We start from the raw sequence: 24,862 nt of genomic DNA, 5'->3' as shown, positions 1-24,862 counted from the left end.
TCGGAGCGGAATGGACAAACAGCGTCCAACCAATCCTCACGCGCAGACTTGCGCACCGACTCCGATGGGATACGTACTTCCGTACGTACTCCTCAATTTCCGCGAGTGCGGAAAGCTGCGACACCCGCCTGAAATTCAGGGGATGCAGCCAGCGACAGTTGCCCAGTCCGCTCACGCGCGAAAGCGGCCTCCAACTCACCGAGCGTGGCAGCGTTGATCGCATGCTTGGTATAGCGAAACGCGGCGACGGAACCGGTGGCAAGGTGTGCGAGGAGTTCGTCGACCCGGACGTCGAGAACGTCGTCGTCACACATTCGGTTGATCAGGCCGATGCGAACCGCCTCCGCGGCGCCGACCCGATCACCGAGCAACGCCATCCGCATCGCTTGCGCGCGACCGACCGCAGCGGGGATCGTCGCGGTGGCCCCACCGTCCGGCATCAGTCCGATTCGGGTGAACGCGAGCAGGAAGTAGGCGGAACGCGCGGCGACCGTGAGGTCGCATGCAACGGCCAAGGAAACTCCGATGCCGACCGCGGGTCCGTTGATCGCGGCGATCACAGGACCGGGGAAGTCGCGGATTGCCCTGACCGCTGCCTCCGCCGCGTCCATGAGAGCGGCCACGTCGTCGTCCGACAGGTCGGAGACGGTAGACAGGTCAGCTCCGGCGCAGAAGAATTCGCCTCCCCCGGTCAGTACCGCCACGTCAGCCATCTCTCGCGTCGACTGGAGAACCTCCGCGATCGATTCGAAATCGCTGCGTGACAATGCGTTACGACGATCCGGTCGGTCGATCGTCACTCGCAGGACTCGGTTAGAGACGTCGGTCCGGATGCCCAGGCCCGCGTCGATGGACGTGGAAGGTTGTACCATGAATTTAATCTATCATCGAATCTATTCGATTATCCGTGGCAATCGACACAGAGCTCGTACTATTATTTAATCTATATTAGACTACACTTCGTACCGCACACGACTATCCAACGACGCGTATGTCTCGTGTGAGCATCCTGCTTCACCCAGCTTCGAAGAGGAGATGTTCTCATGGCAAAGATCGCCATCAAACCAATGGACGCCGCGTGGTTTCACGTCGAGAAGCGCGACGCGCCAGCACATTTCGGGCCGCTGCTGATACTCTCACCACCTCCCGGCGCAGCGCCGTCGTACGTCGGCGACTTCGTCGAACAGTGGCGACAGAACAAGAAGTTCGCAGCGCCGTTCAACTATCGCCTCCGCAAGTACCCCGTCCCCGCGTGGAACGTGGTTCCCGACGACGAGATCGACCTCGACTACCATCTGCGCCACCTCGCACTACCTGCACCCGGCGGCGAACGAGAGCTGGGGATCCTTGTTTCGCGGCTACAGTCGCACCGCCTCGACCAACGTCGGCCGCTGTGGGAAGTCCACGTCATCGAAGGCCTGGCAGACGGACGGTTCGCGATCTACATGAAGTTCCACCACGGTCAATTGGACGGCGTCGCAGCAGCGCAATTGATCGAACGCGTCTTCACCACCGACGCTGACGCAACGGGCCTCCTGCCGCCATGGGCAACCGGAATTCGAGGCAACCGACCCGTCGCCACAACGCCTGCACCACCGAACACTCTGAGCCGAATCGCGACGGCTCGACAGGTAGTCGGTTCAACATGCATAGCTACCTGGGCGCTCATCAAGATGATTCGCGCGATCCGGACAGGTGGGGTTCCCGGCCTTACCGGACCGTTTCAGTCGCCGACGACGATCTTCAACGGACGCATACGGAAGCAACGTCGGTTCGCGACCCAGCACTACGACCTCGTCAGGTTCAAGAAGATCGCAAAGGCCACAGACGTAACCGTCAACGACGTATTCCTCGCGATAACCGGTGGAGCCATGCGCCGCTACTTGGCCGAGCTCGATGCATTGCCGCAGACGTCTATCGTTGGCCAAGTGCCGGTGAGCGTCAGGGTCAACGGTGACGCTGGAGTCGGAAACGCTCTCGCATTCATCTATGCCCGCCTGCGCACGGACCTCGACAACCCGCTCGCGCGCCTACACGCTGTTCGCGAGTCGAGTGCCGCCGGCAAGGCTGTTCACGAGTCTCTTCCGGCCGCCGCGGTCGCTCCGTTCACCATGATGCTGGTCGGGCCATACATCACGCAGGCGATACTGGGCCTTGGCGGACGGGTCAAACCCGCAGCCAACCTCGTCATCTCCAACGTTCCCGGCCCCCGGGAACGCTTGTACTTCAACGGCGCTCGCGTCGAACAGATCTACGGTCCGTCGGTGCTGTTTCACGGCCAGGCACTCAACATCACGATGTCCAGCTACGCAGGCCAGGTCGACATCGGCTTCACCGGCTGCCGCTTCTCGATGCCGAGCATGCAGAAACTTGCCGTCTACACCGGAGAAGCGCTCGACGAACTCGAGGCGGTGCTCGCCCTCGACCAGGTTCTCTCCGAGGTGTAGGAATCCCGTCGACCAGGCGCTTGCCGTTTACGCGACTCGCACGCCGCTCGCGCAACCGCCTGCTCGACAAGATGTTTCGACGCGAACCGGACTTATCCCTGCAACCGATCCGCCGCTTTGGCGGCTACCTCCGCGGCTTCGCGGGGGTTCAGTCCGAGCGACGCCAGAACCAGACCCGCAAACGCGAGCTCAGCCCCCGGCTTGTGCCGACCCGCGAGCAACTCCCGAATAAGCGCGAGAGCCGCGCCGATGATCGCCGTCAGAGCGACCTCGATATCGGCAACGACGAACCTGCCCGCGTCGATCCCCCGCTCCAACGCGGTCCGCGCGTATGGGTACGTCGCTGCGAGAAACAGGTCGTCCGCATGCACGAGGTTCACCACGAGCCGAGCAAATTCGGGGTCTTCACCAGCGAGCTGTACGAATCGCATATTCGCCGCAGCAACAACTTCTGCCGGATCGGCGTCGTCCCATTCAGCCGGTAGTGTCGCAGCCGCCAGACTCGAAAGACTCTCCGCTACAACTGCTTCCACCAGATCTTCTTTGGCTGGAAAATAGTTGTAGAAGGAACCGAGCGCGACGTCTGCGAGTTCCGTTATTTCCTGGATGCGCAGACCTGCGACGCCACGCTCGCCGATGAGTGCACGGCCTGCATCGAGCAGCTTTCGGCGCGTGATTTCACGCCGCCGCTCACCGCGCGTGGGAGCAACGTTCTGGGACATATCCACCACCCCACCATCATCGCAGACTGAAAGTCTTGTCAGGGCTGATCGTTCTTTCATTCAACCATGCCGCGCAGAGCCAGTAAATTTAAAATGAACCAATTTTCACTCTTGAAATACCGCTCACCCACCATGTAGCCTCGGTCACAGGCCAGCGACGGACCCAGCGGCGTCTCGTCCGTCTCCCCTCCGCCATCCGGCGGACTTTCCTGCGGACCGAAGGAGTCACATTGACCTTCTCGGACAAATTCCTTGCTGCACCGGCAATTCCGGCCCATCCCACGACCGAAATGCCGTACGCGGCAGAGATCATCTTCACGATCTTTCTCGGGTTACCCGTGGTGGTCGGCGTGTTCTTCGCGGTCAAACACCTGCTCACCGGCAAGGGACCACTCCTGGCGGTATGCCTCGTGGGCGGCGGACTTGCCTGCTTGTTCGAGCCCATCGTCGACGTACTCGGCCTGGTCTACATCCGCGAAGGCGCACTGCTGACGACGTTTTCGTCGATGGGACGCGACTTCCCGCTCTTCATCAACTTTGTCTACATCTGGTACGTCGGTGGACTCGCGTACCTGGCCTATCGGATCTTCACCAACGGCATCACTGTGAAAGGTTTGTTCGGGCTCTATGTGATGGACGTGTGCATCAACATCGTTCTGGAGAGCCCAGGCGTGCTCATGGGTGCCTACGAGTACTACGGCCCGCAACCACTCAACTTCTGGGGCCTGCCTCTGTGGTGGGTGTGCGTCAACCCGGTCATGCCGCTCGTAGCCGGCGCGCTGATCTACCGGCTCAAACCGTTCCTACCCGGATGGCGCATCGGACTGGTCGTCCTTCTCATCCCGATGGCCGACGGCCTCGCCAACGGTGCGACGGCATGGCCGGTGTGGACGGCACTGAATCTCGATGCGCCGCTGGTGGTTACCCATCTGGCGTGGCTGGTGAGTCTCGGGCTTGCCCTGACGTGCGTCTGGATTCTCTCGTTCGTGGTGGCTCGGCCCGACGCCGAGGTAGCCGTCACGTCCAAGCTCGGAATCGTCAAGGCCGCCATCTTCGGTGTTCCCGAGGGCAACGTTCCTCCCCCGCCGATCATCGTGCCCGCCGCACCGAATCGGGTCCCCGAACCCGTCCACGCGACGCCCTAACCCATCACAAGCAAGGAGAGTCAGCCATGGCGCTGAAGAACACCACCGATCCCATAGCAGCTGCGCGCGCCCTCGAGAGTTGGCTGGCGACAAAGCTTCCGGATGCATCTGATATCGCAGTCACCGACGTCACCACCCCCGAAGCGGCGGGAATGTCGGCGGAAACGCTCTTGTTCGACGCCGCGTGGACGACCGGAGGCGACCGGTTCACACACAACTTCGTCGCACGGGTAGCGCCGTCGACCCCGGGAATCTTCCCGAGCTATCAGCTCGAAAAAGAGTTCGCGGTGATCGACGCCCTGTTTCGGCGAACCGCCGTGCCGATGCCCCAGGCGTGGTGGTCCGAGAGTGACACGTCGATCTTCGGCGGACCGTTCCTCGTCCTCTCGCGCGTCGACGGACGAATCGCCGCCGACGATCCGCCGTTCACAGCCGCCGGTTGGGTCGCTGATCTGTCCGCCGCCGATCGCCGCCGACTGATCGAGAACTCACTCACCGGCATGGCCGCGATCCACGCCGCCGACTGGCGCACCATAGGGCTCGAGTTCCTCGAACCCGATGCAGCCACAAGTCGTATCGATCAGCAAATCCACACCTGGCGAGCATATTTCGACTGGGCGCGCGCCGGAGAAGCCAATCCGACGATCGAGGCCGGCTTCCGCTGGCTCGAAGCCAACCGGCCCAAGACCGAAGGACCGACGGTGCTCAACTGGGGCGATGCCCGACTGGGCAACCAGATCATCGCCGATGACCTCACCGTCGCAGCAACCCTCGATTGGGAGATGGTGGACCTCGGCACGCGCGAAATGGACCTGGCGTGGTGGATCTTCATCCTCCGCCACCACACCGAAGGCATCGGAGTGCCTGTCCCCGAGGGCATTCCGAGCCGAGCCGAGATCGTCGCATCCTACGAGCGCGTTTCGGGACACGTGGTCGTCGACCTCGACTACTACGAGGTATTCGCCGCGGTCCGGTTGGCAGCCATCATGCACCGCGCGGGGAACCTGATGATCGAGCTCGGCTTCCTGCCTCCCGACGCGCCCATGAGGCTCAACAACCCCGCGAGCCAGTTGCTCGCGAAACTCATCGGCCAGGACGCGCCGAGCGGTGACGCCCAGACCTTCATCGGCAACCGCAGCTGAATTCACCTTGCCAGCAACACCATTTACTCAGGAGTACAGCATGGGACTAACCACACAGCCACCCGAAAGCGATCTGTGGATCGCCCGGCAACCAGCCGGAGTCGAGTGGGACCCGCACACAATCCATACCCACTATTTTGGATTCTCGGTGCCGGAGGCAAACATCGGCGCGTTCGTGTACGTCCGCTGGATGCCCGCGTTCTCCCTGATCCAGGGCGGTCCGGTCATTTTCCAAGGCCTGGACAACGTGCACACGACCGACAACCTGCACCAGGACTACCAAATGACCATGCCGTGGCCCGAGGTCACGGACAACACCTACACCACTGCAAACGGCCTGCGAGTCGAGTTCTTGGAGCCTGGTACGCGGATCCGCGTCAGCTACGACAGCGGCGACGGCGAAGCGGCATTCGACACAATCCACGAGGCCGTGACGCCGTTGCTGGCTCGCGGCCACATCGTCCCCGGCGAGGAGCAGCACCACAGCGCCGGCAAGATTGCCGCCACCGGCGGCACCGAGCAGTTCATGCACGTCACCGGGAGTCTGACGATCAAGGGCGAGCAGCACGCCGTCGACAGCTACTACCCGCGGGACCGCTCTTGGGGACAGGTTCGGGAAGAGCGCCGAGGTGGACCGCGCCCGATGCCTCCGGTCGGCTGGACTCCCATGTACTTCGGCGAGGACCTGATCTTCAACCAGATCAGCTTCGAACACCCCGACAGCGCCCCGGCATGGCAAGGACTGTTCGAGTTCGCCAAAGGTGCACCGACACATCACTTTGCCTGGGTGGTCGACAACGGAGAAACGAAGGAGATCGTCCGCGTCCGCCGCGAGGCCCAGGAATATCACCCGATTCTCGATGTGGTGACGCGCCAGACGGTCGAGGCCGAAGCAGCCGACGGCACCATGTATCGATTCACCGGCGAAGCGATCGCCGCAGCGAACATTCCGGCATGGCCGAATGCGTCATTCCGCGACACCGTCTTCCGTTGGGAAGACGCGTCCGGACGAGTCGCGCACTCCACCTACCAGGAACTCTGGTACGACCGCTACCAACACGCGATGGCAGGGCGCCGACGCGCCTCGGCTTCGATCCGTTGACCGCAGTATTTAATCTAACGTCATTTAAGGAACAGACATTCCTATGAACGCTGACAACACCCCACTCCCGACCCCGCTGCCGAGCGAAACGGACTACGTGATCATCGGCGCCGGACACAACGGACTGACTGCGGGTTGCTACCTGTCTCGCGCCGGTCATCAGGTCACGGTTCTCGACGCCTCGCCGACGATCGGCGGGATGACGTGCACCAACGCGATCCTGCCGAGCGCACCCGGGCATCTCTTCAACGAGGGCGCGATCCAAGCGACCGGGATCTTCGGAACCTCCGGAATCGTGCAGGATCTCGAGCTGCACAAGTACGGGTTGCGGATGATCTCCGTGGACCCCGCCCACATCCAGCTCGCACCCGACGGAAGTTCGCTCGGAATCTGGAAGGACCCCCGAAAGACAGCCGACGAGCTGCGCCGCTTTTCGAAGAAGGACGCCCAAGCGTGGCTGGACCTGTCGAACGCCTTGGATCCCGCGATGGATTTGGCCATCGCGTACATGAAAGCGCACCCGCTGCGGCCATGGACGAAAGACGTAGCCAAGGCAATCGGCCGGGCGGTCCGGCACCCGAAGCGCTTGTATTCGTTGCGAAATCTCGCCACTGCGTCTCACACGGAGTTTCTGGAGGAAACGTTCGAGTCGGAACTACCCAAGGGGGCGCTCGCGGCGATGGCGGCGTTCTCGCAGATGAAGCTCGACATGACCGCATGGGCGATGATTTATCTCGGCATCGTCCAGAAAGTTCCCAATGCGATGCCGGTCGGCGGGACCGGCGAAATTCCCGCCGCGCTGGCGCGCTTTCTGTATGCGCACGGTGGCACCGTGCACACCGATTCCCGTGTGGCAGAGATCGTTCTCTCGCACGGCCGGGCCACTGCGGTGAAGCTCGATTCGGATCGGATCGTCCGTGCGCGCAAGGGCGTCATCAGCACCTGCAACCCCGTCATCACTTTGAACGAATTGCTTCCCGACGGGGCACTCGACCGCAAGCTCACCGCTCGTGCCAAAGATATCCCCATCCGCAAGACGCACGCCACGTCGCTCAAGATCAACGTCGCCTTGAAGGGCGAGGTGTCGATGAAACGGCACGAGAACTGGCGCGGTGACGGCCTCGATCTGCGCAAGTACCTCACCGCGTGGCACACCCTCGACGAACAGAGCGCCGGCTGGGATGCCCTCGTCCGCGGGGAGTGGCCCGATCCGGTACCGGTCAGTTGCGCGATGATTCCGTCCGCGGTCGACCCGACACAGGCACCGCCCGGACAGAGCACCTTCTACCTGTGGTCCGGCGTCATCCCCGTGACGCCGCGGGAACCCTGGGAGGACGTACGCGACAAGATCGGCGATTCCGTGCTGCGCGACTGCGCGAACTACTACGTGGGAATCGACGATCTGGAGATCGACCGTGCGGTCCTCGGCGGACCGGACATCGAGGAGCGGTTCAACGCCCCCGCCGGCAACGTGTACCACGTCGACCCGCTGATCACCCGCTTCGGACCCCTAAAGCCGGCCGCGGGCCTCGGGGCGTACAAGACACCCGTCGACGGCCTGTACCTCAGTGGTGCCGGGACTCATCCGGTCGGCGGCGTGTGCTCGCTGCCCGGCAAACTCGCGGCGGAAACGGCCATGCGTATCGAAGGCAAGAAGCAGCGCTGAGTCGGCATCGGATTCGCACGAAAGAGATTGGTACGAACTGTGATCGAAGCATCGGACCTACCCGCCGCGACAAGGTTGCGGGATAGGTCGAGTCCAGAACCGGACGACCTTCTCGCCGACATCGAGTTGTCTCGTCGAATCCAAGTCTTCTGCGCCTGGTGCGGACCGGCATTCGTGGTGTTGCTGTTCGGCGGCTGGGGTGTCATGGGGGGTTTCATCCCCATGATCCCCCCGTCGAACACCGCCGATCAGGTCGCGGCGATCTACTCCACCAACGCCGATCTGCATCGGGTCGGACTGGTCCTCGGGATGATCGGCGTCGCGTGCACCATCCCGTACTTCTACGCGATCAGTATGCAGATGCGCCGGTCGGCGGTGCGGGTGCCCAGTCTGGCGATCTTGCAGTTCGCGTCGGGAATCATCGTCACCGTCGTACTGATGATCCCGATGCTCCTCTTTGTCGGCGGCGCGTTCAGACCGGAGCGATCGGCCGAACTGACCCAGATGCTCAACGACGTCTCCTACGTGATGCTGATCTTGCCGTGGCCTCCCATCCTCGGACAGCAAGGGGCACTGATCGTTTCGATATTGGCCGACAGACGGCCGACGCCTGTCTTTCCGCGCTGGGTCGCTTTCTACAACATCTGGGTTGTCGTTCTGCTCACGCCCGCCAGCCTCATCATCTTCTTCAAGGCCGGACCGTTCGCGTGGAACGGGTTGCTCGGATTCTGGATTCCCGCAGCCGTTTTCGGTAGCTGGTACATCGTCATGACGGTCGTCCTGTTGCGGGCCGTCGCCGACGAGGCGCGCGCGGACCGGGCCCTCGTTCTGAATGGAGAAGTGTTTCAGTGACTGTCGACGAATCGATCGCGCGCTACACGCGCACAGATCACACCCCGGGCGAGCCCGGAATGTGGGTGATCATCTTCGGCGACATTTTCATCTTTGTCGGCCTGTTCTGCATGTTCCTCTGGTATCGCAGCCAGGATCCGCCGGGATTCGATGCTGCGCAGCAGATGCTCTCCCCCGGAGTCGGTCTGGTCGAGACCCTCGTGCTCCTGACCAGCTCGCTGGCAGTGGTGCGCGCCGTCGCATCCGCCCGCACCGGGAACGCACGAGCAAGCCGGCAAGCCATCACGATCGCAATGGCTTTGGGCGCCGTGTTCGTCGTCGCCAAGACGCTGGAATGGTGGTCGAAGGTCGACGCGGGCTTCACGCCGCACACCAACACTTTCTTCATGCTGTATTTCGTGCTCACGGGCTTGCACCTCGGGCACGTCTTCGTCGGCCTGTTCTTCCTCTCGCTGGTTCGCAACCTGACCGGGAAAGCTGTTGCGGGACAGCATGATTTCGGCTACCTGGAAGGTGCCGGGATTTTCTGGCACATGGTCGATCTGATCTGGCTGCTGCTCTTTCCTCTCATCTACCTGGTGCATTGACATGACCGAAACCCGCAAACCTGTCCTCGTAGTGTGGACCCTGCTCGTCGCGATCTCGATTTGTTCGTGGTCGCTGGGCGCCGACCACGGACTGCAACGTCAGACCGCCGCAATCGCCGTCATCACTCTCGCTTTCGTCAAAGCAGGCTTTGTCGCGTCCCACTTCATGGACCTCCGGCATGCTCCCGCGGCACTCCGACGCGCAATGTCCGCTCTGCTCGGTTCCTCGGCCATCGCGGTGGTCGCATTCTATTTCGCCTGACAGCACGCGCAGAAATCGTTGCCCTCGGCTCTTGTTGATACAGAGCAGCTTTGGTCCGCCCGGAGTGCCGGCACACATGGTCGAGCACAGATCGAACCTCGATTTTCGTGCGCGAGTTCGATAATGTGCAAAGTGGAGAGATGATGCTCGGCTGCGGTCCAGCCCGCCGTGTCCGAGCGTGTATTGGTGCCCGTCGTTCGTCCGAAGGTATGCCAGTCAGAATCGAGTGATCCCGGTGAGACTCGTCGTTGATCTGAATCGGTGTCAGGGTTACGCCCAATGCGCGTTTCTTGCGCCGAATGTCTTCGAACTTCACGGCGAGGAAGCGTTGCTGTACGACGCCGCGCCCGCCGAAACCGATCACGAACGCGTCTGGCAGGCAACGGCGGCGTGCCCAGTCCAGGCGATCACGACCGACGACGGCCCGTACGAGTCGTCCTTCGCGAATCCAGAAGTCCAGTGAACGAACCGCCGGTCTACGCGACAATTGCCGCCGCTCGCCGAGCCGGCAGAATTGCGATCGTCGGGGCCTCGCTCGCGGGATTGACTGCTGCCAAATGCCTTCGTGAAGCTGGCTTTTCGGGCCCGTTGACCATGATCGGGGACGAACCGTACGCGCCGTACGACCGACCACCGTTGTCGAAGGCGGTGCTACTGGGGGTGATGCCGCCGGAAAATGCTGAACTTCCGGGCGACCGAAACATTGACGCGGAATGGCGACTGGGTGCCCGCGCCAGCGCCCTCGACCTGACGAACAATCGGGTAGTGATCGAGGGCGGCGACGCCGTGGACTTCGATCAAGTTCTGATCGCGACGGGCGTGCGTGCGCGGACCTGGCCGAACGCTGCCGAAGCCGGACTCGACGGCGTGTTCGTTGTGCGTACCCGCGACGACGCCAGGCGGCTCAACGACCGAATCTCTGCTCGCCCCAACAAAATTCTCGTGATCGGTGGCGGTTTCACGGGTTCGGAGATCGCGTCGGTGTGCCGAGAACTCGGGCTCGAAGTGACGCTCACCGAACGCGGCCCCGCTCCGCTCATCGGGGCGCTCGGAGGGATGATGGGTGCGGTCGCCGCCGATCTCCAGCGCGAGCACGGCGTCGATTTGCGAACCGGAGTCACGGTCACCAGCCTCGAGGGTGACGGCAATGGCCGCCTGGTTCGCGCTCATCTCTCCGACGACACCACGCTCGACGTCGATGTCGCCGTGGTCGCGATGGGCGCGATCCGTAATACGGAGTGGTTGGCTGGTTCCGGCCTTGCGGCTGGTCCCAAGGGTGTTGCATGCGACACCGGATGCCGCGCTTTCGATCTCAACGGCATCGTCACCGACAACGTATTCGTCGCGGGCGACATCGCCCGGGCGCCGCATCCCCTCTACGAGTATCAGATGATTGCGCTCGAGCATTGGGGCAACGCAGTCGCTCAAGCTGAGGTGGCCGCGCACAACATGGTCAACGCCGGCCCACGCCGGCGGCCCCATCTCACAGTGCCGGCATTCTGGTCCAGTCAGTTCGGCGTGAACATAAAATCCGTCGGCATCCCCACCTACGCCGACCACATCACGATCACCCAGGGCTCCCTGGAAAAACGCCGATTCGTCGCCACGTACGGTTACCGCGGGCGCGTAACGGCGGCGGTCGCGTTCAACCAGGGGAAATGGATGGACTTCTACCGCGAATTGATCGAGTCGGCGGCCCCGTTCCCACCCGAGTTCGACAGCATCGACCCGCCGGAATCCGACGCTGTCCATCCCGCTGATCTACCTGATCCGGCGATGCTCAGCCACGGCCCCACCGTCGCCCTCACGGGCTATCTGCCCACCGAACGCCGCATGTCGTTCGTGGCGCCGCGAAACTGACCGGACATCTATCGAGCGCGCGAGGTAATACGCACCAGGGAGAGCCTCATGACGACAGACACCCTCCTGCAGCGGATCATGGATCCGGCCAGTCGACCGAATCCGTATCCGCTCTGGGCCGAGCTCCGGGAAATCCGCGTCGCGGAGCAACAGAACGGCGCCTTCATGGTGGGCCGGTACTTCGACATCGTCTCGTTGTTGCACGACCCGCGGATCAGCTCTGACAAACGCTACCGAAGCTCCGGGGGCCGAGCGCCTGCCGTCGACGACTACTCCGCAGAAGGAAAGCTGCTGCCGTTCATCGGCTTGGACCCGCCCGAGCACGATCGCCTACGCCGCATCGTCACAACGCAATTCGGGCCGCCACATTGTCCGGGCAAAATCGATTCGATGCGTCCTGAACTCGGTGCGATCATCACCGAACTCGTGAACGGCATCGTGGACAAGCGCCGAATAGACATCGTCGACGACTTTGCTTACCCGTTTCCAGTCACAGTGATCTGCCGCCTGCTGGGAGTGCCGAAGGAGGACGAAACACGTTTCCACGTCTGGGCAGACCAGCTGGTCGCCGCGATCGACCCCACTGGTCAGACGAAGGCAGCGGACGCCCAGGCCGAGATCGAGGTGTACATGACCGACCTCATCGCAGAACGACGGAAGAATCCGCAGAACGACATGCTCACCGGCTTAGCAGTCGAGGACAGTCCCGAGGGCCGCCTGAGCACAGCGGAATTGGCGGTCAACGCGATCATGCTCTTCATCGCCGGTCACGAAACCACGGTGAATCTGATTGCGAACGGCATGTTGACCTTGTTGCGCAATCCCGATGCCCTCGAGCGGCTTCGACGCGAACCCGAGCTGATGCCGCAGGCGATCGAGGAAATGCTGCGCTTCGAGCCGCCGGTGCAGATGATGCCGAGCCGAACGCCGATTGTGGACATCGAGCTCGCGGGTGTGAGCATCCGCAAGGGATCGCAGCTGATCCTGGCACTCGCTGCGGGCGATCGCGATCCGCAACGGTTCGACAATCCGGACCGGTATATCCCGGACCGGCGCGACGTCCAGCATTTGAGCTTCGGCACCGGCGTTCACAGTTGTTTCGGTGCGCCGATGGCCAGATTGGAGGGGCAGAAGGCTTTGGCCGAACTCATCCAGCGATTGCCGAACCCGCGTCTGGTCGAGGATCCACCGCCGTATCGACCCAATCCTGTGTTGCGCGGGCCACGTCACCTCATGGTGGAGTGCGGCTGAAAACTGTTCTCACCTAGGATGATCGACTATTTCGCTATCCCGTTGCTGATCAGCTGCCTGGCTTGCTCGACAACATTGTCGATCTTCGAGGTCCGCGGGGTCCACCACTCCGCCGCCCAGTTCAACGAACCGATCACCAGCATTCGGACCGTCAAAAGGTCTACTCCGTCGCGGAGTTCGCCGTCGTCGGCTGCGTCTTTGAACAGCTTGCGCCAGACTCGGCCGTACTTCGCGCGCTCCGCTTCGTGGCGTTCCCGGATGCGCTCGGGCATTTGACCGCTGTTGCGGATTGCCGCGGTCGTATAACTGGATACGGAGAGCGAGAAGCGCAGGTGTGCCTCCGCCGCGGCAAGGATTCGGTCCATTGCGGACGTCTCCGGCGGCAATGCGGCGAGCACACCTTCGACGTGCTCGCGCATGTGGGCAATACCGGCCCACATGACCTCTTCGATGAGCTCTTCACGCGATTTGAAGTAGTAATAGATTGCCGGCGACTGCAATTCGGCTTCCTCGGCGACATCGGTCAGCCGGGTCTCCGAATAACCCTTACGGCTGAGAACTGCCGCCGTCGAGTCCAAGATCCGTTCGCGTGTGCGCGCCGACTTCGTATCGTCGGATGTCGTCCTGCTCGGCAATTTTCTAGCCACTGCTAGATAGTAAGCGCCGCATCGGGCGGAGACCGACCGACGCGGCGCGCGAGTTACACAGGCTGAGCGGCCTTTGCAGTCTTTTCGGCGCGAATCGCCTTTCGCTTTTCGACGAACTCGAGTGCGTCGGACCAAGACGCGGACTTCGCAATGAGACCGCGGTACTTCATGATTTCCGTCTGACCGTTCACGGTCAGCACGCCGACCAAGCGATCACCCTGTCGGTACAGCGCGACAACTCGGCCGTCTTCGGCCAGGTCGCCGTCCACGACGAGTACCTCGTCGCCGATCGGTGACCCCACGAACTGAATTCGCGAGTCGTACCAGTCCGACCAGAAGTAGGGAACCGTGGAATACGGCTTCGCGTTGGCCGGATCAAGGGCATTGCGTGCTGCGGCAGCGCCCTGCTCTGCAGCGCTCGTCCAATGTTCCAGTCGCATATGCCGATCGAACAACGGATTGATCCAGCGCGCGATATCACCTGCCGCGTAGACCCCGTCCACTCCGGTGAAGAGCGTCTCGTCGCAGACCACACCGTTGTCGAGTGTGAGCCCCGAACCCGCCAGCCAGCCGACCGCCGGCGCGGCGCCTACCCCGACCACGACAAGATCGGCCGGAATCTCCGTGCCGTCCTCGAGCACTACTCGCTCCACCCTGGTAGTCCCGTCGATCGACGCGACGCCGACCCCACAACGCAGTTCGGTGCCGTTTCGCGCATGCAGCGACGCGAGTGCCGCGCCCATCTGCTGCCCTACTGCGCGGACGAGCGGTGTCGGCAACGCTTCGAGTATGACGGGATCGAGACCCCGTTTGCGGGCACTGGCCGCCACTTCCGACCCGATGAAGCCTGCACCGATCACGACGACTCGAGCCTTCTCATCGAGAGCCGTTCGCACAGCGACGGCGTCATCCAGCGTCCGTAGTGTGTGCACGCCCGCCAAGTGGTCCGTTGCCGGCAAGCGACGCGCATCTGCACCGGTAGCGATGACCAGCGCGTCATAGCCGATGGCACGCTCGCCGACGAACACGAGCTTCCTCTCGGTATCGAGCGCCGTCGCGGGAGCGCCGAGCACCAGGTCGACATCGAGTTCGTTGCTGAACACTTGCTCTTCACGAAAGACGTTGCGATCCGGCAACTCGCCGGCAGGGAGCACGTCGAGGAATGCCTTGGACAGCGGTGGCCGGTCGTAGGGCAAGTGCGGCTCTGCCCCGATGAGGGTGATTCGGCCGGCGTGGCCGGCCTTTCGCGCCGCTTCCACAGCACGCAGCCCCGCCAAGGATGCGCCGACGACGACGAGGTGTTCGACCGTCATCGTTCGATCCGCAGCGCTTCGGTCGGGCAGCCCGAGATTGCGGCTTCCACTTCGTCCAGTCCCCCATCGGGCACCTGGTCGGAAAGCAGGATCAGGTCGCCACTGTCGTCGACCTCGAAGACGTCGGGCGCGAGCGCCTCGCAAATACCCAGGCCGGTGCACTTGGCGCGGTCCACGATGATCTTCATGGTCTTCATCCCTTTCGGTGTTCGAGGTTTAATTTAATATAGATTCGAATTGCAAAGTCGTCAAGAGCTGCGTCTTCGGTATGAGGCTTGATCAGAAGACTTTTCGCATGATCTTCAGCGCGAGCCCGGAGTACGGTGGATAGACCAGCGCCAAGTCGGGCTTGAACGTCTTCGCCAGCACCGCCTTGCGATGACTCAACGCCTCGAACCCCCATCTGCCGTGATAGGCGCCCATTCCACTCGCCCCGACCCCACCGAACGGCAGCTGCGGAACCAGGCAATGCATCGCAACATGGTTGACCACCGCTCCCCCGGAGGGGATTTCGTCGATCAGGCGCGTTCGAGCTGCACGCGATCGCGTGAAGATGTAGGTCGCCAACGGTTTCGGCCGGCCATTGACGAACCCGATCACCTCGTCGAGAGTGTCGAACGCCAGTACCGGAAGAATCGGCCCGAAAACCTCTTCTTGCATAAGGGATTCAGCAGGATCAGGATCGACGACAACCGTCGGGGCGATCGTCAGCCGCGAACGATCCGTAGCGCCGCCGGTCGCGATCCTTCCGGAGGTCTCTTTCAGATAGCCTGCGAGGCGATCGAACTGGCGCTCGTTGACGATCCGCAAACCTCCGACCTGATCCGAACGAAACTTGTCGATGCACGCGGCGATTTTGTCCACCAACGCATCCCGGATCGAACGTTCGGCGATCAGGTAGTCCGGTGCAATGCACGTCTGACCCGAGTTCATCAGCTTCACCCACGCAATTCGGCGCGCGGTCACATCGAGATCGGCATCCGCGGTCACGATGACGGGGCTCTTGCCACCCAGCTCGAGCGTGACCGGAGTCAATTGCTCAGCCGCACCCGCCATGATCTTCTTCCCGATCTCGGTCCCGCCCGTGAACAGTGCGTGATCGAAACCTTGCGCCAGCAGTTGCTGGGTAACCGAGCCGTCACCCTCGACGACGGCAACGGCTTCGCTGTCGAGATACTCCGGGATCAGTCGTGCGAGCAGCGCAGACGTTGCGGGCGCCAGCTCCGACGGTTTGACGACCGCACAGTTGCCGGCCGCGACCGCGGCCACCAACGGACCCAGGCTCAGGTACACCGGATAGTTCCATGGCCCGATGATCAGCACCGTGCCAAGCGGTTCGAACTGCACCCACCCCGAGCCCGGATACTGATTGAGCGGCAGCCGCTGGCTCTGCTTACGCATCCATTTGCGAAGGTTCTTGCGCGCAAACACCGCTTCGCCCTTGGTAGAAGCGATATCACCGAGCCAGGCTTCCTGCGGACTGCGGCCGAGATCGGCGGCCAACGCGTCGGCAATCTCGGCTTCGCGTTCGTCGACCAGTCGCTCGATTCCGCGCAGCTGCGCGATCCGCCAATCGACGTCGCGGGTTCGGCCCGTTGCATGCGTACGACGCAGCCTTGCAACAGTTTCCGACATATCCTGCCCCAGTGCAGCGACGGGGGCCTTGTTCGTTCTCGTCATGACTTCCTATTGGTAAGTATCGCCGTCAGCCGATGGTGCAGGGCATGGATTTGACCGCGCGGACGAAGTTGCCGACCAGGTAGGACGGCTCGCCGATCTTCAGATCCGGGACTCGGAACAGCAATTCGTGGAAGATCTCGCGGAGCTGGATTTTGGCGAGGAAGTTACCCATGCAGTAGTGCGGTCCACCGCCGCCAAAGGCTACGTGCGGGTTCGGTTTCCGGGTGATATCGAACTTCTCCGGATCGATGAATACCTGCTCGTCCCGGTTTGCCGAGGAGTAGAACATCACCACCCACTCCCCCTTACGGATCTGCTGACCGCCCAACTCGGTGTCCTGCGTCGCGACACGCCGGAACGTCATCACCGGCGTCACCCACCGAACGAACTCTTCGATGGCCGGGCCGATGTTGCCCTCGAAATCCTCGAGCAAGAGAGCCTTTTGCTCAGGATGATCGGACAACGCTTTCGCCGCGAGACTGATCGTGTTGCGGGTGGTGTCGTTTCCGGCCACCGACAACAGAACGAAGAACGAACCGATCTCCTCATCGGTCAATCGCTCCCCGTCGACCTCCGCCTGAACGAGGTTCGTCATCAGGTCCGCCTGCGGGTTCTGCCGGCGTTCTTCGGCCAGTTCCATTCCGAGCATGAGCAAACCGACCAGCGAATCGTTGAGAACCTCGCCTGCCTCGCGACCAGCGGCAACCTCTTCGTCTGCCCACGACACCATGCCGTCGGCGTGATGCGCGGCTTGTTCACGGAGCTCGGGCGACAGGCCCACCATCTCGTAGATCGTCCACATCGGTAGCCGCTTGGACACTTGCTCGACGAAGTCGCAATCACCTGCGGCGAGCAGGTCGTCGACGATAACCCGCGACTGGTTCCTGATCTGCTCGTGAATCTTTGCGACCTGTTTTGGGGTGAACGCCGAGCTGACCAGCTTGCGGAGCAGTCCATGGCGCGGTGCATCCATGCCCAGGAACGACGACGCCGCCTCGAGAATGTCCTGTGGCACCTCTTCGAGTTGAATACCCTCACCCGAGCAGAACAGATCCGGCCGCTTGCTCACCTCGACAACGTGCTGATGCGAGGTCACCGCCCAGATTCCGTCGTTCTCCGGCGGCATCAACGCCCCCTCGACCGGCGGATGCCAACTCACCGGGCGCGAAGCCCGCAGCTGCTTGAACGTCTCATCGCGTTGGTCGGCGTTCTGCTCCCAGAACGACAGGGCCGACACGCTCAGCGAGTCATAGGGTCGGGTCGAAGAATCGAGTGTCGAAGTCATGGAAAGCTCCCGGGCTGAAGAGGTTGAGTGAGGTTCGAGCGGGCAGCCCGTGCGCGGTTGGCGAGTCTTTGGACTCGCTAACCGCGCACAGGCGCAGCGTAGATCTCGGTGAGGCGACGTTTGACGAGCTTGCCGGTCGGTGTCCGGGGCAGCTCGGTCGTGAAATCGACGGACTTCGGCGCCTTGTAGTGCGCGACGCGCGTCCGGACGTAGTCGATGAGTTCGGCTGCAAGCTCGGGGCTTTCGGGAATTCCGGCGCGCAACTGAACGACGGCTTTGACTTGTTCGCCCATCTCAGGGTCCGGCACGCCGATCACTGCGACGTCGTACACAGCGGGATGCACTGTCAGCACGTCTTCGACTTCCTGCGGGTAGATGTTGACCCCGCCGGAGATGATCATGAAGGCTTTGCGGTCGGTCAGGAACACATAGCCGTCCTCGTCGACATAGCCGAGGTCGCCGACGGCGGTCCAGTTCGGATGCGCAGGATGCTGCGCGGCAGCCGTCTTGTCCGGGTCCTTGTGATACTCGAAAGGCAGGGTCTCGCGTTCGAAGTACACGGTGCCGACTTCACCGGTCGGCAGTTCGTGCCCGTCGTCGTCGCAGATGTGCACAGGACCGAGCGCGCTGCGCCCGACCGATCCGCGCTTGCGCAACCATTCCGGACTCGAGATCAACGCAATTCCGTTCCCCTCGGTCGACGCGTAGTACTCGGTCAGAATCGGACCCAGCCAGTCGATCATCGATTGCTTGACCTCTGGAGGGCACGGCGCCGCCGCGTGGACGACCAGCCGCAAGCTCGATACGTCATATCGGGTACGAACGTCGTCGGCCAACTGCAGGATCCGCACGAACATCGTCGGGACCATCTGCGTAACAGTCACTTTGAATTTCTCGATCGCCGCGAGCGCGCGCTCGGCATCGAACTTCTCCATCATCACGACCGTGCCACCGAACGCGTGCACCGCACCACACCACCGCAACGGTGCCGCGTGATAGATCGGAGCCGGCGAGAGATACACATCAGCGGCGGTGACGCCGAAGATTTTCCCGACCAGACCCGTCAACGGATCACCCGGCTCATCAACGTCGATCGGCAACAGCGGCGGCTTGATGCCCTTCGGCCGGCCAGTTGTGCCCGAGGAGTACAACATGTCCGACCCGCGTGGCTGTTCCGGCAGGCGCGGACCCGCCTTCGCCAGGGCGTCCTCGTAGGAGTCGTAGCCCTCGACTGCACCGCCGAACGCGAGGCGATGTGCGATCGCCGGTGTCAGCTCAACGATTGCGGCAGCCAGATCGGCGACTCCGCTCGACGCGATCAAGACCTTCGCGTCACTGTCTTCGACGATGTACGCCGTCTCCGACGGCGACAGGTGCCGATTGATCGCGGTGACATAGAGCCCCGAACGCAGAGCCGCCCAATAGATCTCGAAGCATTCGAGGGCGTTGTCGGAGAGGAGAGCGAAAACATCTCCCCGGCGGAGCCCGAGGTCGTGTAGGACGCGGGCAAGTCCCGCCGACCGGTCGTCGAGCTGACGGTAGGTGATCTGGCGGCCGGACTCGGCAGCAATCACCGCCGGCTTGTCCGGCGTGGTCTGAGCGTGAACACCTGGGAACATGGATAGCCTCTCGCGGAAGGAAGTCGAATGGTCTGAAATTGCCCTGGTCAGACCAGCAGGTCCTGGCGACCGTCGCTCTCGAGGTTGCCGATGTATACCGGATAGAGCTTCTTACCCATCGGGGCCAGCTTCAGGAGACTGGCAACGTTTCCTTCGACCTTGATCTTGCTCTTCGCCATGGCCAACGGCAGATTCACCTTGCCCTGCCAGTAGGCATTGCCGATATCCGCCGTCATCGCCATCGTCGCCGACGGCGGAAGCCCGTCGACTGCTCCGGCGGATACAGCCTTACCGCCCATGTCGATCGTCAGGATGCAGTCCGGCTCACGGAACGAGAACTGCAGCACAAGTCCCGTCGCCTCGAGCTTCGGACCGATTTCGGGGTCGGCAAAGGCGCTCTCGAAGATTCCACCGATGTACTTGGTGACCTCGGCTGCGTCTTGAAACGTCATGTCTCCTCCTGAGTTCCTCGGCTCGACGAGCCTGATTCAAATATATGTTTGATTAGATTTTTCCGAAAGACTACGGCTCGGCGTTTCGGGTGTGTCCGACAACCAGGCTCACGTGCTGCGTATCACAGCTAGGTCTACAACTTTAGCATAAGCTCACTTATGCGCAAGGGTTCGTTCGACTTCAATCGCCCGGGAGCATGTAGGACGGAAGATCCGCGAAAGAGTCGCCGTTGAGGCCCAACCAGTTGAGTGGCAGGTGGTACAGGACGAAAAGCATTGTCACGCAGAAGCCGATCACGGCAAACCACCGAGCCGGGCCTTGGAGGGCGACGGGAAGACGGTGGCACCCGCGTTCGACGAACGACAGTCCGTCCGGATCATCGATTGCACTGAGCCGCAGCGCAGTGAACGCCACTCCCAGGAACGCAACGAACAGGGACTCATAGAGCGGGAATTGATACTGCGATCCGTCGAAGATCGTCAGCACCGAGGGGGTTTTCGCGAACGCATATGCATGATCGACCCGAATGAAGAAGTTCTCCAGCACGAAGTCGAACACCAACGCCGCCACGAAGACTCCGGTGTACGCCTTCGCATTGCTGAGCCCTGGATCGACCAGGCGACGACGCTTGATGACGGCACACGCGACCATCGCGACGGTGATGCAGTAATAGGTGTATTGCGGAATGCCCCAGATCAAAGCTTCCGCATATCGACTCTGATGGTCGGGTGACGCGAGTGGCAGGAAAGCCGCCCACGACCCCAAGTTGATCGAGTGCGCGTTCCAGGCGAACAGATACTCGTGCATATTCAGGATGCCGTCGGTGACGCTGCCGATGAGCAGACCTGTCGTTATCTTCGCGTCGAGGCCGAAGCGGCCCGTGCGGATCTTCGGGACGAGATACACGAACCAGATCAGGGCCGACATTTCGACGACACTCAACACCTCGGTGACCCGCAGGATCACGAGCCGCCACGTCGGGAAGCTGTCGGGACCCAAGATCGGCGCAGCACTGAACTCGGTATCGGAAAGTATCCAGCGCGCCCAGGTTTGGACCGCGAGGGTCACGGCGAGCGCGCCGGCGATCGCCCAGATCGCGACTACGCCGGTGCGGTCGGGAACGATCCCGGACCGATTTTCGGTGCCGAGCGGGACGATGCGTGCACGGTCGGCAGTCTGTGCCATCAGGCATCCACCCGCCGCTACCTCGGTGCGCCGGGCAGCGCTGAGTCGATGCCACCGATCTCTGTGATGAGCCAATCGTTGCTGCGGTCGATGGTCAACTGGTACGTCGCGGTCGACTGAATACCTTCGGGCGCTTGGCTGTTGGTGGTCTGCACGCTCACGAAGCAATCGACGGTATAGATCCCGTTGTCCTCGGACCGGACCTTCGCGACGATCGGCGTCGATTGCGCGACCCATTGCAGCGGCGAGATGATCTGCTCCATCGATGTGGCCGCTTGTGTCAGGCGGTTGGCCAACTCCGGACTGGTGCCGGCGGTCAGCCGAGTGCGCCAGGGGCCGAGATCCTTGAAGTCCATCTCGGCGGCACCGGTCGCATAGTCGAGCGCAATCTGCTCGGCGTGAGCGCGATCAGCCGAGGCGGCGTTCAGATTGTCCAGATCGTTCGATTTCGCGTGCAACATGAAGCCGAGTGCACATACTCCAGCGATCAAGACCGCGATCAGTCCTCCGATCAAGAGGGACTTGAGACTTACGGCCGAATTGGCGACGCGACTGCCGCGGCCCTTAGCCTCGGTGGCGGTGCTTGTCGATTCGCTATCGGCGTGGTCGTTCACTGCTTTGTCCAATACTGCTGTGGTGTTGTTCATTTCAGGTCCTTTCGTTCGGGTGGCTGTGCGTTCGGACTCTTGCTGTCGATCGCTACCTCCCTGGCGTCGTGACGTGGACGGTGAGCGCGTCGCCGGATTCGGTTGCGGCGATCGCATTGTCGAGCAGTCGGGCCATGTCGATCGTCTGCAGCTGTGCACTCGCAGAGCGAACGCCGGGAAGCAGATCGACACCGAGAATGTTCAGATCCGCCGCAGTGATGTCGAGAAACACCTGCAGGTTGTCGATGAACGGCCCTGCGCCGAACTCGATTCCGTCTTTGAGCGGTCCGAAGTCGACCGCGAAATGCATGCCGTCGATCACGTTGGTGAGTCCACCGCCGAAGTCTGCGAGGTAGGGCGCTGCGTCTCGCAGATCCGCAGGCACAGTTGACGAATCCAGAAGTATCGGCTGCACCGTGGCGAGAAGTTTCGTCAGCGCATCGGACTGTTCGGTTATCGTGCTGGCGAGGAGCTCGCCGGCACTGTTCAGGTTTCCGAGTACTCGGGCGTCTTCGGGGAGCGCGAGATCCATTTCGTCGAAGATGTTCTGGATCTGGTTCAGGTCCACCTGTTCCAGCATCCGGGTCAGCTTCTCCGACAGCTCCTTGAATGTCGTCGGTACGGTTACCCGCTCGTCCTCGATTATCGCGTTGTCACCGAGATAGGGTCCGGCGGCGGTTTCCGGCAAGACGGCCAGATAGGTCTCGCCGAGCGCTGAGAGGTTGTCCACGCGGAAGCGGCTGTCGACCGGAATGTCGTAGCTGCTGTCGTACTTCCAGGCGACGTTGATGCGATCGACCGATGACGAGACTTCGGTTACCTCGCCTACGGCGACGCCGCGGTAGAGCACACGCGATCCGACGACGAGTCCGTTGGTGTCGGGAACGACCATGTTGGCGACCCGGACGTCCTCGAACGCACCTGTCTCCAAACCCAGCCGATCCATGTACACGAACGACGCGGCGGCGATGCTCGCCATGCCCAAGACGGAAAGCGTTGTCTTGATAGTCATCTCACTGCTCCCAGCATGCGCAGAACGTTTGTCATGTCACCGACCAGCTCATCGCCGTTCGCCGATTCGACCGAGCGAATGTTCACCGACGGGTTCTGTGCGAACGGCACAACCGTGGTTCGCAGGAAAGTGGCCAGTTTCTCCGTCGCAGGTACGGCGCCGTCCCAGGTCTCCCGGCCGGAACTGACCGTGTCCGCGAGGGAATCGAGCATCGGCACCATCCACATGCCGCCTTCGAAGATGCTTCCGATCGACGGGAGCACCAAGCTGACGTACGAGACGATGTGTACCGCGGCCTCGTGCCAGTAGTACATGGCAGAGTCGTCGAAGACAGTGTTGATCACACCGCCCTCTTCGTTGACCGCGACCGCGGTGGAGTCGAAGCCGACCAGCATGCGATCGATTTCGCTCGTGTTGTCGGCAAGATCGTGCATATCTCCCGCGACCACCGAAGCCAGCTTCTGCAGATCCTGCTGCGCCGGTACGACGCCGTTGAGCCGGCCGATGACGTCCTCGATCTTCTGAATGGTTCCGCCGTTCACGAAGTTGGCGAGTACCGCGATGGTGTCCTCGAGCTGCGGGGGCGAGATCGTGTGGTCGACCGGAATGCTGCCGCCCGGGGCTAGATCGGTTGCGTCAGAGGCACTTCGGCTGCGATCGAGCGCGATGTAGGTGTCGCCGAGCAACGTATCCTGGCGGATGACGGCGTGAGCGTCGGCAGGCACCTCGGTACCGGGCTTCAGGTTCACCGACACCGCAACCGCATCGCCGGTCACCTCCACCGACTTCACCTCCCCAACGCGAAGGCCGTCCATCATTACGTAGGCACCGGTGGGCAGGTTCAAAACACTCGCGAACTGCAGAGTGACTTCGTACCCGGTGCCGGATCCGCCCGACAGCGGCAGGTCGTTGGGTCCGATCGAGCACGACGTCGACAAGATCGCGCAGCCGAATGCCATTGCCGCAATGGCGTATTTGAGTCTCGTGGTGATCATGGCTAGTTCCCTTCCGCGCCGAGCACGTCGACCAGGACGTTCGGCGGTTGATAGGTCATTGCCAAACCGTCCGCACTCGCTGCCTGTTGCCGCATGAGTCCGGCCACCGATGGAATCGAATCCAGCAGGGCCGCAATGTCCTTCGACTTGGACGCGGCAAGATGGATGACGTCGGCGACTCCCCCGTCCATCAGCGGCCAGATCAGATCGCCGTAGTTGCGCTGGATGTCGTACAGCGTCGCAACCAGCCACCCGACTCCGATCGCGACTTTCGTCGGTCCCGGCCACAGGTCGACACCCGCGGCAGCCACGGCTGGGAGCTGATCGAGAATCGAACGCAGGGTCGACCACCGTTGCAGCGCTTCATCGGTGAGCGGCGCCATGTTCTGGATCGTCGTGCCGATATCTGCGATCACCTGGTCCGGGCTTGTCGCTGCGTTCGCGGCGTGCGTCATCATGGCGTTCGCCAGCTCACCGGTGCCGCGCAGCGCCTCGTCCATGCCGGTCACCGCGCGCTCGAAGCCGAGGGAACCGTCCGAAGGCGCCATCGCGTCGATGAAATCCGCTGCCGAGCCGGCAATTTCGGAGATGCTCTTCGGCGTGAAGGTGCGATCCATCGGGATGCACTCACCGGAGACGAGCATCGGACCCGCCTCGTAGTTGCCGACCAGCTCCAGACTGCGATCTGCGAGAAGCGACTTCGAGCGCGTAATGGCTTTCACGTCACTCGGGTACGCGCGGTCGCCCTCGAGTGTGAACGACACCTTGACGCGATCGCCATCGGGGTCGATACCGTCGATGGTGCCGACCTTGTAACCCATCTGGGTCACCGCGTTGCCCTCGTAGAGGCCGATCGCGTCGGGCATGTCAGCGCAGAAGGACTGTGCGTCCGCCGCAGGCCTGCCGGCGAAGGTGTAGCCGGCCGCACCGAATACAGCAACGGCCGTCACGGCCGCCACAGATATCACGACTTTTCTATTCGTTGTCATC

At 62.3% G+C, this 24,862-nt stretch carries 25 protein-coding genes; 11 read left to right on the top strand and 14 right to left on the bottom strand.

Going from position 1 to position 24,862, the window contains the following annotated elements:
• Nucleotides 1-92: 92 nt before the first annotated feature.
• The gene (locus JGU72_RS11065) at nucleotides 93-872 is read right to left on the bottom strand and encodes an enoyl-CoA hydratase-related protein (RefSeq protein ID WP_199683962.1); all 780 of its coding nucleotides are present in this window, start codon (nucleotides 870-872) and stop codon (nucleotides 93-95) included.
• Nucleotides 873-1,043: 171 nt separating this feature from the next.
• On the opposite strand from JGU72_RS11065, the gene JGU72_RS11060 reads away from it, so the two are divergent.
• On the top strand, nucleotides 1,044-2,447 hold the full coding sequence (locus JGU72_RS11060; RefSeq protein ID WP_199683961.1) for a WS/DGAT/MGAT family O-acyltransferase: 1,404 nt from the start codon (nucleotides 1,044-1,046) through the stop codon (nucleotides 2,445-2,447).
• Nucleotides 2,448-2,539: 92 nt separating this feature from the next.
• Here the strand turns inward: JGU72_RS11060 and JGU72_RS11055 are convergent, their stop codons facing one another.
• Nucleotides 2,540-3,169, bottom strand: coding sequence for a TetR/AcrR family transcriptional regulator (locus tag JGU72_RS11055; protein WP_199683960.1), 630 nt, complete (start codon nucleotides 3,167-3,169; stop codon nucleotides 2,540-2,542).
• A gap of 290 nt (nucleotides 3,170-3,459) precedes the next feature.
• Here JGU72_RS11055 and JGU72_RS11050 point away from each other — a divergent pair, with 290 nt between their 5' ends.
• The 10 genes from JGU72_RS11050 (at nucleotide 3,460) to JGU72_RS11005 (ending at nucleotide 13,036) form a co-directional block, all read left to right on the top strand.
• The gene (locus JGU72_RS11050; protein WP_307828440.1) at nucleotides 3,460-4,314 is read left to right on the top strand and encodes a hypothetical protein; all 855 of its coding nucleotides are present in this window, start codon (nucleotides 3,460-3,462) and stop codon (nucleotides 4,312-4,314) included.
• Nucleotides 4,315-4,340: 26 nt separating this feature from the next.
• Nucleotides 4,341-5,456: a phosphotransferase family protein gene (locus JGU72_RS11045; protein WP_199683959.1), complete on the top strand. Its 1,116-nt coding sequence runs from the start codon at nucleotides 4,341-4,343 to the stop codon at nucleotides 5,454-5,456.
• Nucleotides 5,457-5,496: 40 nt separating this feature from the next.
• Nucleotides 5,497-6,558 carry a tyrosine protein kinase gene (locus JGU72_RS11040; RefSeq protein WP_199683958.1) on the top strand — a complete coding sequence of 354 codons (1,062 nt, stop codon included), beginning with the start codon at nucleotides 5,497-5,499 and terminating at the stop codon, nucleotides 6,556-6,558.
• Between the two features lie 43 nt (nucleotides 6,559-6,601).
• Nucleotides 6,602-8,224, top strand: a complete 1,623-nt coding sequence (locus JGU72_RS11035) for a phytoene desaturase family protein (RefSeq protein WP_199683957.1) — start codon at nucleotides 6,602-6,604, stop codon at nucleotides 8,222-8,224.
• A 39-nt stretch (nucleotides 8,225-8,263) separates the two neighbouring features.
• Nucleotides 8,264-9,076: a hypothetical protein gene (locus JGU72_RS11030; protein ID WP_199683956.1), complete on the top strand. Its 813-nt coding sequence runs from the start codon at nucleotides 8,264-8,266 to the stop codon at nucleotides 9,074-9,076.
• Nucleotides 9,073-9,663 (top strand): cytochrome c oxidase subunit 3, encoded by a 591-nt coding sequence (locus JGU72_RS11025; RefSeq protein ID WP_199683955.1) that lies wholly within the window; start codon nucleotides 9,073-9,075, stop codon nucleotides 9,661-9,663. Before JGU72_RS11030 ends, JGU72_RS11025 begins: the two co-directional genes overlap by 4 nt.
• Before the next feature lies 1 nt (nucleotide 9,664).
• Nucleotides 9,665-9,925 (top strand): cytochrome C oxidase subunit IV family protein, encoded by a 261-nt coding sequence (locus JGU72_RS11020; protein WP_199683954.1) that lies wholly within the window; start codon nucleotides 9,665-9,667, stop codon nucleotides 9,923-9,925.
• 226 nt (nucleotides 9,926-10,151) lie between these two features.
• Nucleotides 10,152-10,388, top strand: a complete 237-nt coding sequence (locus JGU72_RS11015; RefSeq protein WP_199683953.1) for a ferredoxin — start codon at nucleotides 10,152-10,154, stop codon at nucleotides 10,386-10,388.
• Nucleotides 10,385-11,785 (top strand): NAD(P)/FAD-dependent oxidoreductase, encoded by a 1,401-nt coding sequence (locus tag JGU72_RS11010; RefSeq protein WP_199683952.1) that lies wholly within the window; start codon nucleotides 10,385-10,387, stop codon nucleotides 11,783-11,785. The genes JGU72_RS11015 and JGU72_RS11010 overlap by 4 nt, the downstream gene beginning before the upstream one ends.
• Before the next feature lie 48 nt (nucleotides 11,786-11,833).
• Nucleotides 11,834-13,036, top strand: coding sequence for a cytochrome P450 (locus tag JGU72_RS11005; RefSeq protein ID WP_199683951.1), 1,203 nt, complete (start codon nucleotides 11,834-11,836; stop codon nucleotides 13,034-13,036).
• Nucleotides 13,037-13,062: 26 nt separating this feature from the next.
• Here JGU72_RS11005 and JGU72_RS11000 read toward each other — a convergent pair whose 3' ends face one another.
• The 12 genes from JGU72_RS11000 to JGU72_RS10945 form a co-directional block, all read right to left on the bottom strand.
• Complete coding sequence (locus JGU72_RS11000; protein ID WP_199683950.1) at nucleotides 13,063-13,683, bottom strand: TetR/AcrR family transcriptional regulator; 621 nt, start codon at nucleotides 13,681-13,683, stop codon at nucleotides 13,063-13,065.
• Nucleotides 13,684-13,736: 53 nt separating this feature from the next.
• Nucleotides 13,737-14,996: an NAD(P)/FAD-dependent oxidoreductase gene (locus JGU72_RS10995; protein WP_199683949.1), complete on the bottom strand. Its 1,260-nt coding sequence runs from the start codon at nucleotides 14,994-14,996 to the stop codon at nucleotides 13,737-13,739.
• Complete coding sequence (locus JGU72_RS10990) at nucleotides 14,993-15,184, bottom strand: ferredoxin (protein ID WP_199683948.1); 192 nt, start codon at nucleotides 15,182-15,184, stop codon at nucleotides 14,993-14,995. Before JGU72_RS10990 ends, JGU72_RS10995 begins: the two co-directional genes overlap by 4 nt.
• A 91-nt stretch (nucleotides 15,185-15,275) precedes the next feature.
• Nucleotides 15,276-16,676, bottom strand: a complete 1,401-nt coding sequence (locus JGU72_RS10985) for an aldehyde dehydrogenase family protein (protein ID WP_199683947.1) — start codon at nucleotides 16,674-16,676, stop codon at nucleotides 15,276-15,278.
• Nucleotides 16,677-16,701: 25 nt separating this feature from the next.
• Nucleotides 16,702-17,961, bottom strand: a complete 1,260-nt coding sequence (locus tag JGU72_RS10980; RefSeq protein WP_199683946.1) for a cytochrome P450 — start codon at nucleotides 17,959-17,961, stop codon at nucleotides 16,702-16,704.
• Between the two features lie 77 nt (nucleotides 17,962-18,038).
• Nucleotides 18,039-19,580, bottom strand: a complete 1,542-nt coding sequence (locus JGU72_RS10975) for an acyl-CoA synthetase (protein WP_199683945.1) — start codon at nucleotides 19,578-19,580, stop codon at nucleotides 18,039-18,041.
• A 47-nt stretch (nucleotides 19,581-19,627) separates the two neighbouring features.
• Complete coding sequence (locus JGU72_RS10970) at nucleotides 19,628-20,032, bottom strand: SCP2 sterol-binding domain-containing protein (RefSeq protein WP_199683944.1); 405 nt, start codon at nucleotides 20,030-20,032, stop codon at nucleotides 19,628-19,630.
• Between the two features lie 181 nt (nucleotides 20,033-20,213).
• Nucleotides 20,214-21,218, bottom strand: a complete 1,005-nt coding sequence (locus tag JGU72_RS10965) for a spirocyclase AveC family protein (RefSeq protein ID WP_199683943.1) — start codon at nucleotides 21,216-21,218, stop codon at nucleotides 20,214-20,216.
• A 17-nt stretch (nucleotides 21,219-21,235) separates the two neighbouring features.
• Nucleotides 21,236-21,865: a hypothetical protein gene (locus tag JGU72_RS10960; protein ID WP_233531861.1), complete on the bottom strand. Its 630-nt coding sequence runs from the start codon at nucleotides 21,863-21,865 to the stop codon at nucleotides 21,236-21,238.
• Nucleotides 21,866-21,917: 52 nt separating this feature from the next.
• Complete coding sequence (locus tag JGU72_RS10955) at nucleotides 21,918-22,877, bottom strand: MlaD family protein (RefSeq protein ID WP_199683942.1); 960 nt, start codon at nucleotides 22,875-22,877, stop codon at nucleotides 21,918-21,920.
• Nucleotides 22,874-23,872 (bottom strand): MlaD family protein, encoded by a 999-nt coding sequence (locus JGU72_RS10950; protein ID WP_199683941.1) that lies wholly within the window; start codon nucleotides 23,870-23,872, stop codon nucleotides 22,874-22,876. Before JGU72_RS10950 ends, JGU72_RS10955 begins: the two co-directional genes overlap by 4 nt.
• Nucleotides 23,873-23,874: 2 nt before the next feature.
• Nucleotides 23,875-24,861 carry an MlaD family protein gene (locus tag JGU72_RS10945; RefSeq protein WP_199683940.1) on the bottom strand — a complete coding sequence of 329 codons (987 nt, stop codon included), beginning with the start codon at nucleotides 24,859-24,861 and terminating at the stop codon, nucleotides 23,875-23,877.
• Nucleotide 24,862: the final 1 nt, after the last annotated feature.

The organism is Antrihabitans auranticaus (assembly GCF_016481275.1).
GTDB lineage: Bacteria > Actinomycetota > Actinomycetes > Mycobacteriales > Mycobacteriaceae > Antrihabitans.
This window is presented reverse-complemented; position numbering and strand designations above follow the sequence as displayed.

Excerpts from the sequence above, each read along its gene's own strand:
- JGU72_RS10955 (WP_199683942.1), bottom strand. The coding sequence starts at position 22,877 with ATGACTATCAAGACAACGCTTTCCGTCTTGGGCATGGCGAGCATCGCC.
- JGU72_RS11065 (WP_199683962.1), bottom strand. The coding sequence starts at position 872 with ATGGTACAACCTTCCACGTCCATCGACGCGGGCCTGGGCATCCGGACC.
- JGU72_RS11040 (WP_199683958.1), top strand. The coding sequence starts at position 5,497 with ATGGGACTAACCACACAGCCACCCGAAAGCGATCTGTGGATCGCCCGG.
- JGU72_RS11060 (WP_199683961.1), top strand. The coding sequence starts at position 1,044 with ATGGCAAAGATCGCCATCAAACCAATGGACGCCGCGTGGTTTCACGTC.
- JGU72_RS11020 (WP_199683954.1), top strand. The coding sequence starts at position 9,665 with ATGACCGAAACCCGCAAACCTGTCCTCGTAGTGTGGACCCTGCTCGTC.
- JGU72_RS10965 (WP_199683943.1), bottom strand. The coding sequence starts at position 21,218 with ATGGCACAGACTGCCGACCGTGCACGCATCGTCCCGCTCGGCACCGAA.
- JGU72_RS10980 (WP_199683946.1), bottom strand. The coding sequence starts at position 17,961 with ATGACTTCGACACTCGATTCTTCGACCCGACCCTATGACTCGCTGAGC.
- JGU72_RS10975 (WP_199683945.1), bottom strand. The coding sequence starts at position 19,580 with ATGTTCCCAGGTGTTCACGCTCAGACCACGCCGGACAAGCCGGCGGTG.
- JGU72_RS10990 (WP_199683948.1), bottom strand. The coding sequence starts at position 15,184 with ATGAAGATCATCGTGGACCGCGCCAAGTGCACCGGCCTGGGTATTTGC.
- JGU72_RS10945 (WP_199683940.1), bottom strand. The coding sequence starts at position 24,861 with ATGACAACGAATAGAAAAGTCGTGATATCTGTGGCGGCCGTGACGGCC.
- JGU72_RS10970 (WP_199683944.1), bottom strand. The coding sequence starts at position 20,032 with ATGACGTTTCAAGACGCAGCCGAGGTCACCAAGTACATCGGTGGAATC.
- JGU72_RS11005 (WP_199683951.1), top strand. The coding sequence starts at position 11,834 with ATGACGACAGACACCCTCCTGCAGCGGATCATGGATCCGGCCAGTCGA.
- JGU72_RS10985 (WP_199683947.1), bottom strand. The coding sequence starts at position 16,676 with ATGACGAGAACGAACAAGGCCCCCGTCGCTGCACTGGGGCAGGATATG.
- JGU72_RS10950 (WP_199683941.1), bottom strand. The coding sequence starts at position 23,872 with ATGATCACCACGAGACTCAAATACGCCATTGCGGCAATGGCATTCGGC.
- JGU72_RS11035 (WP_199683957.1), top strand. The coding sequence starts at position 6,602 with ATGAACGCTGACAACACCCCACTCCCGACCCCGCTGCCGAGCGAAACG.
- JGU72_RS10995 (WP_199683949.1), bottom strand. The coding sequence starts at position 14,996 with ATGACGGTCGAACACCTCGTCGTCGTCGGCGCATCCTTGGCGGGGCTG.
- JGU72_RS10960 (WP_233531861.1), bottom strand. The coding sequence starts at position 21,865 with ATGAACAACACCACAGCAGTATTGGACAAAGCAGTGAACGACCACGCC.
- JGU72_RS11045 (WP_199683959.1), top strand. The coding sequence starts at position 4,341 with ATGGCGCTGAAGAACACCACCGATCCCATAGCAGCTGCGCGCGCCCTC.
- JGU72_RS11055 (WP_199683960.1), bottom strand. The coding sequence starts at position 3,169 with ATGTCCCAGAACGTTGCTCCCACGCGCGGTGAGCGGCGGCGTGAAATC.
- JGU72_RS11050 (WP_307828440.1), top strand. The coding sequence starts at position 3,460 with ATGCCGTACGCGGCAGAGATCATCTTCACGATCTTTCTCGGGTTACCC.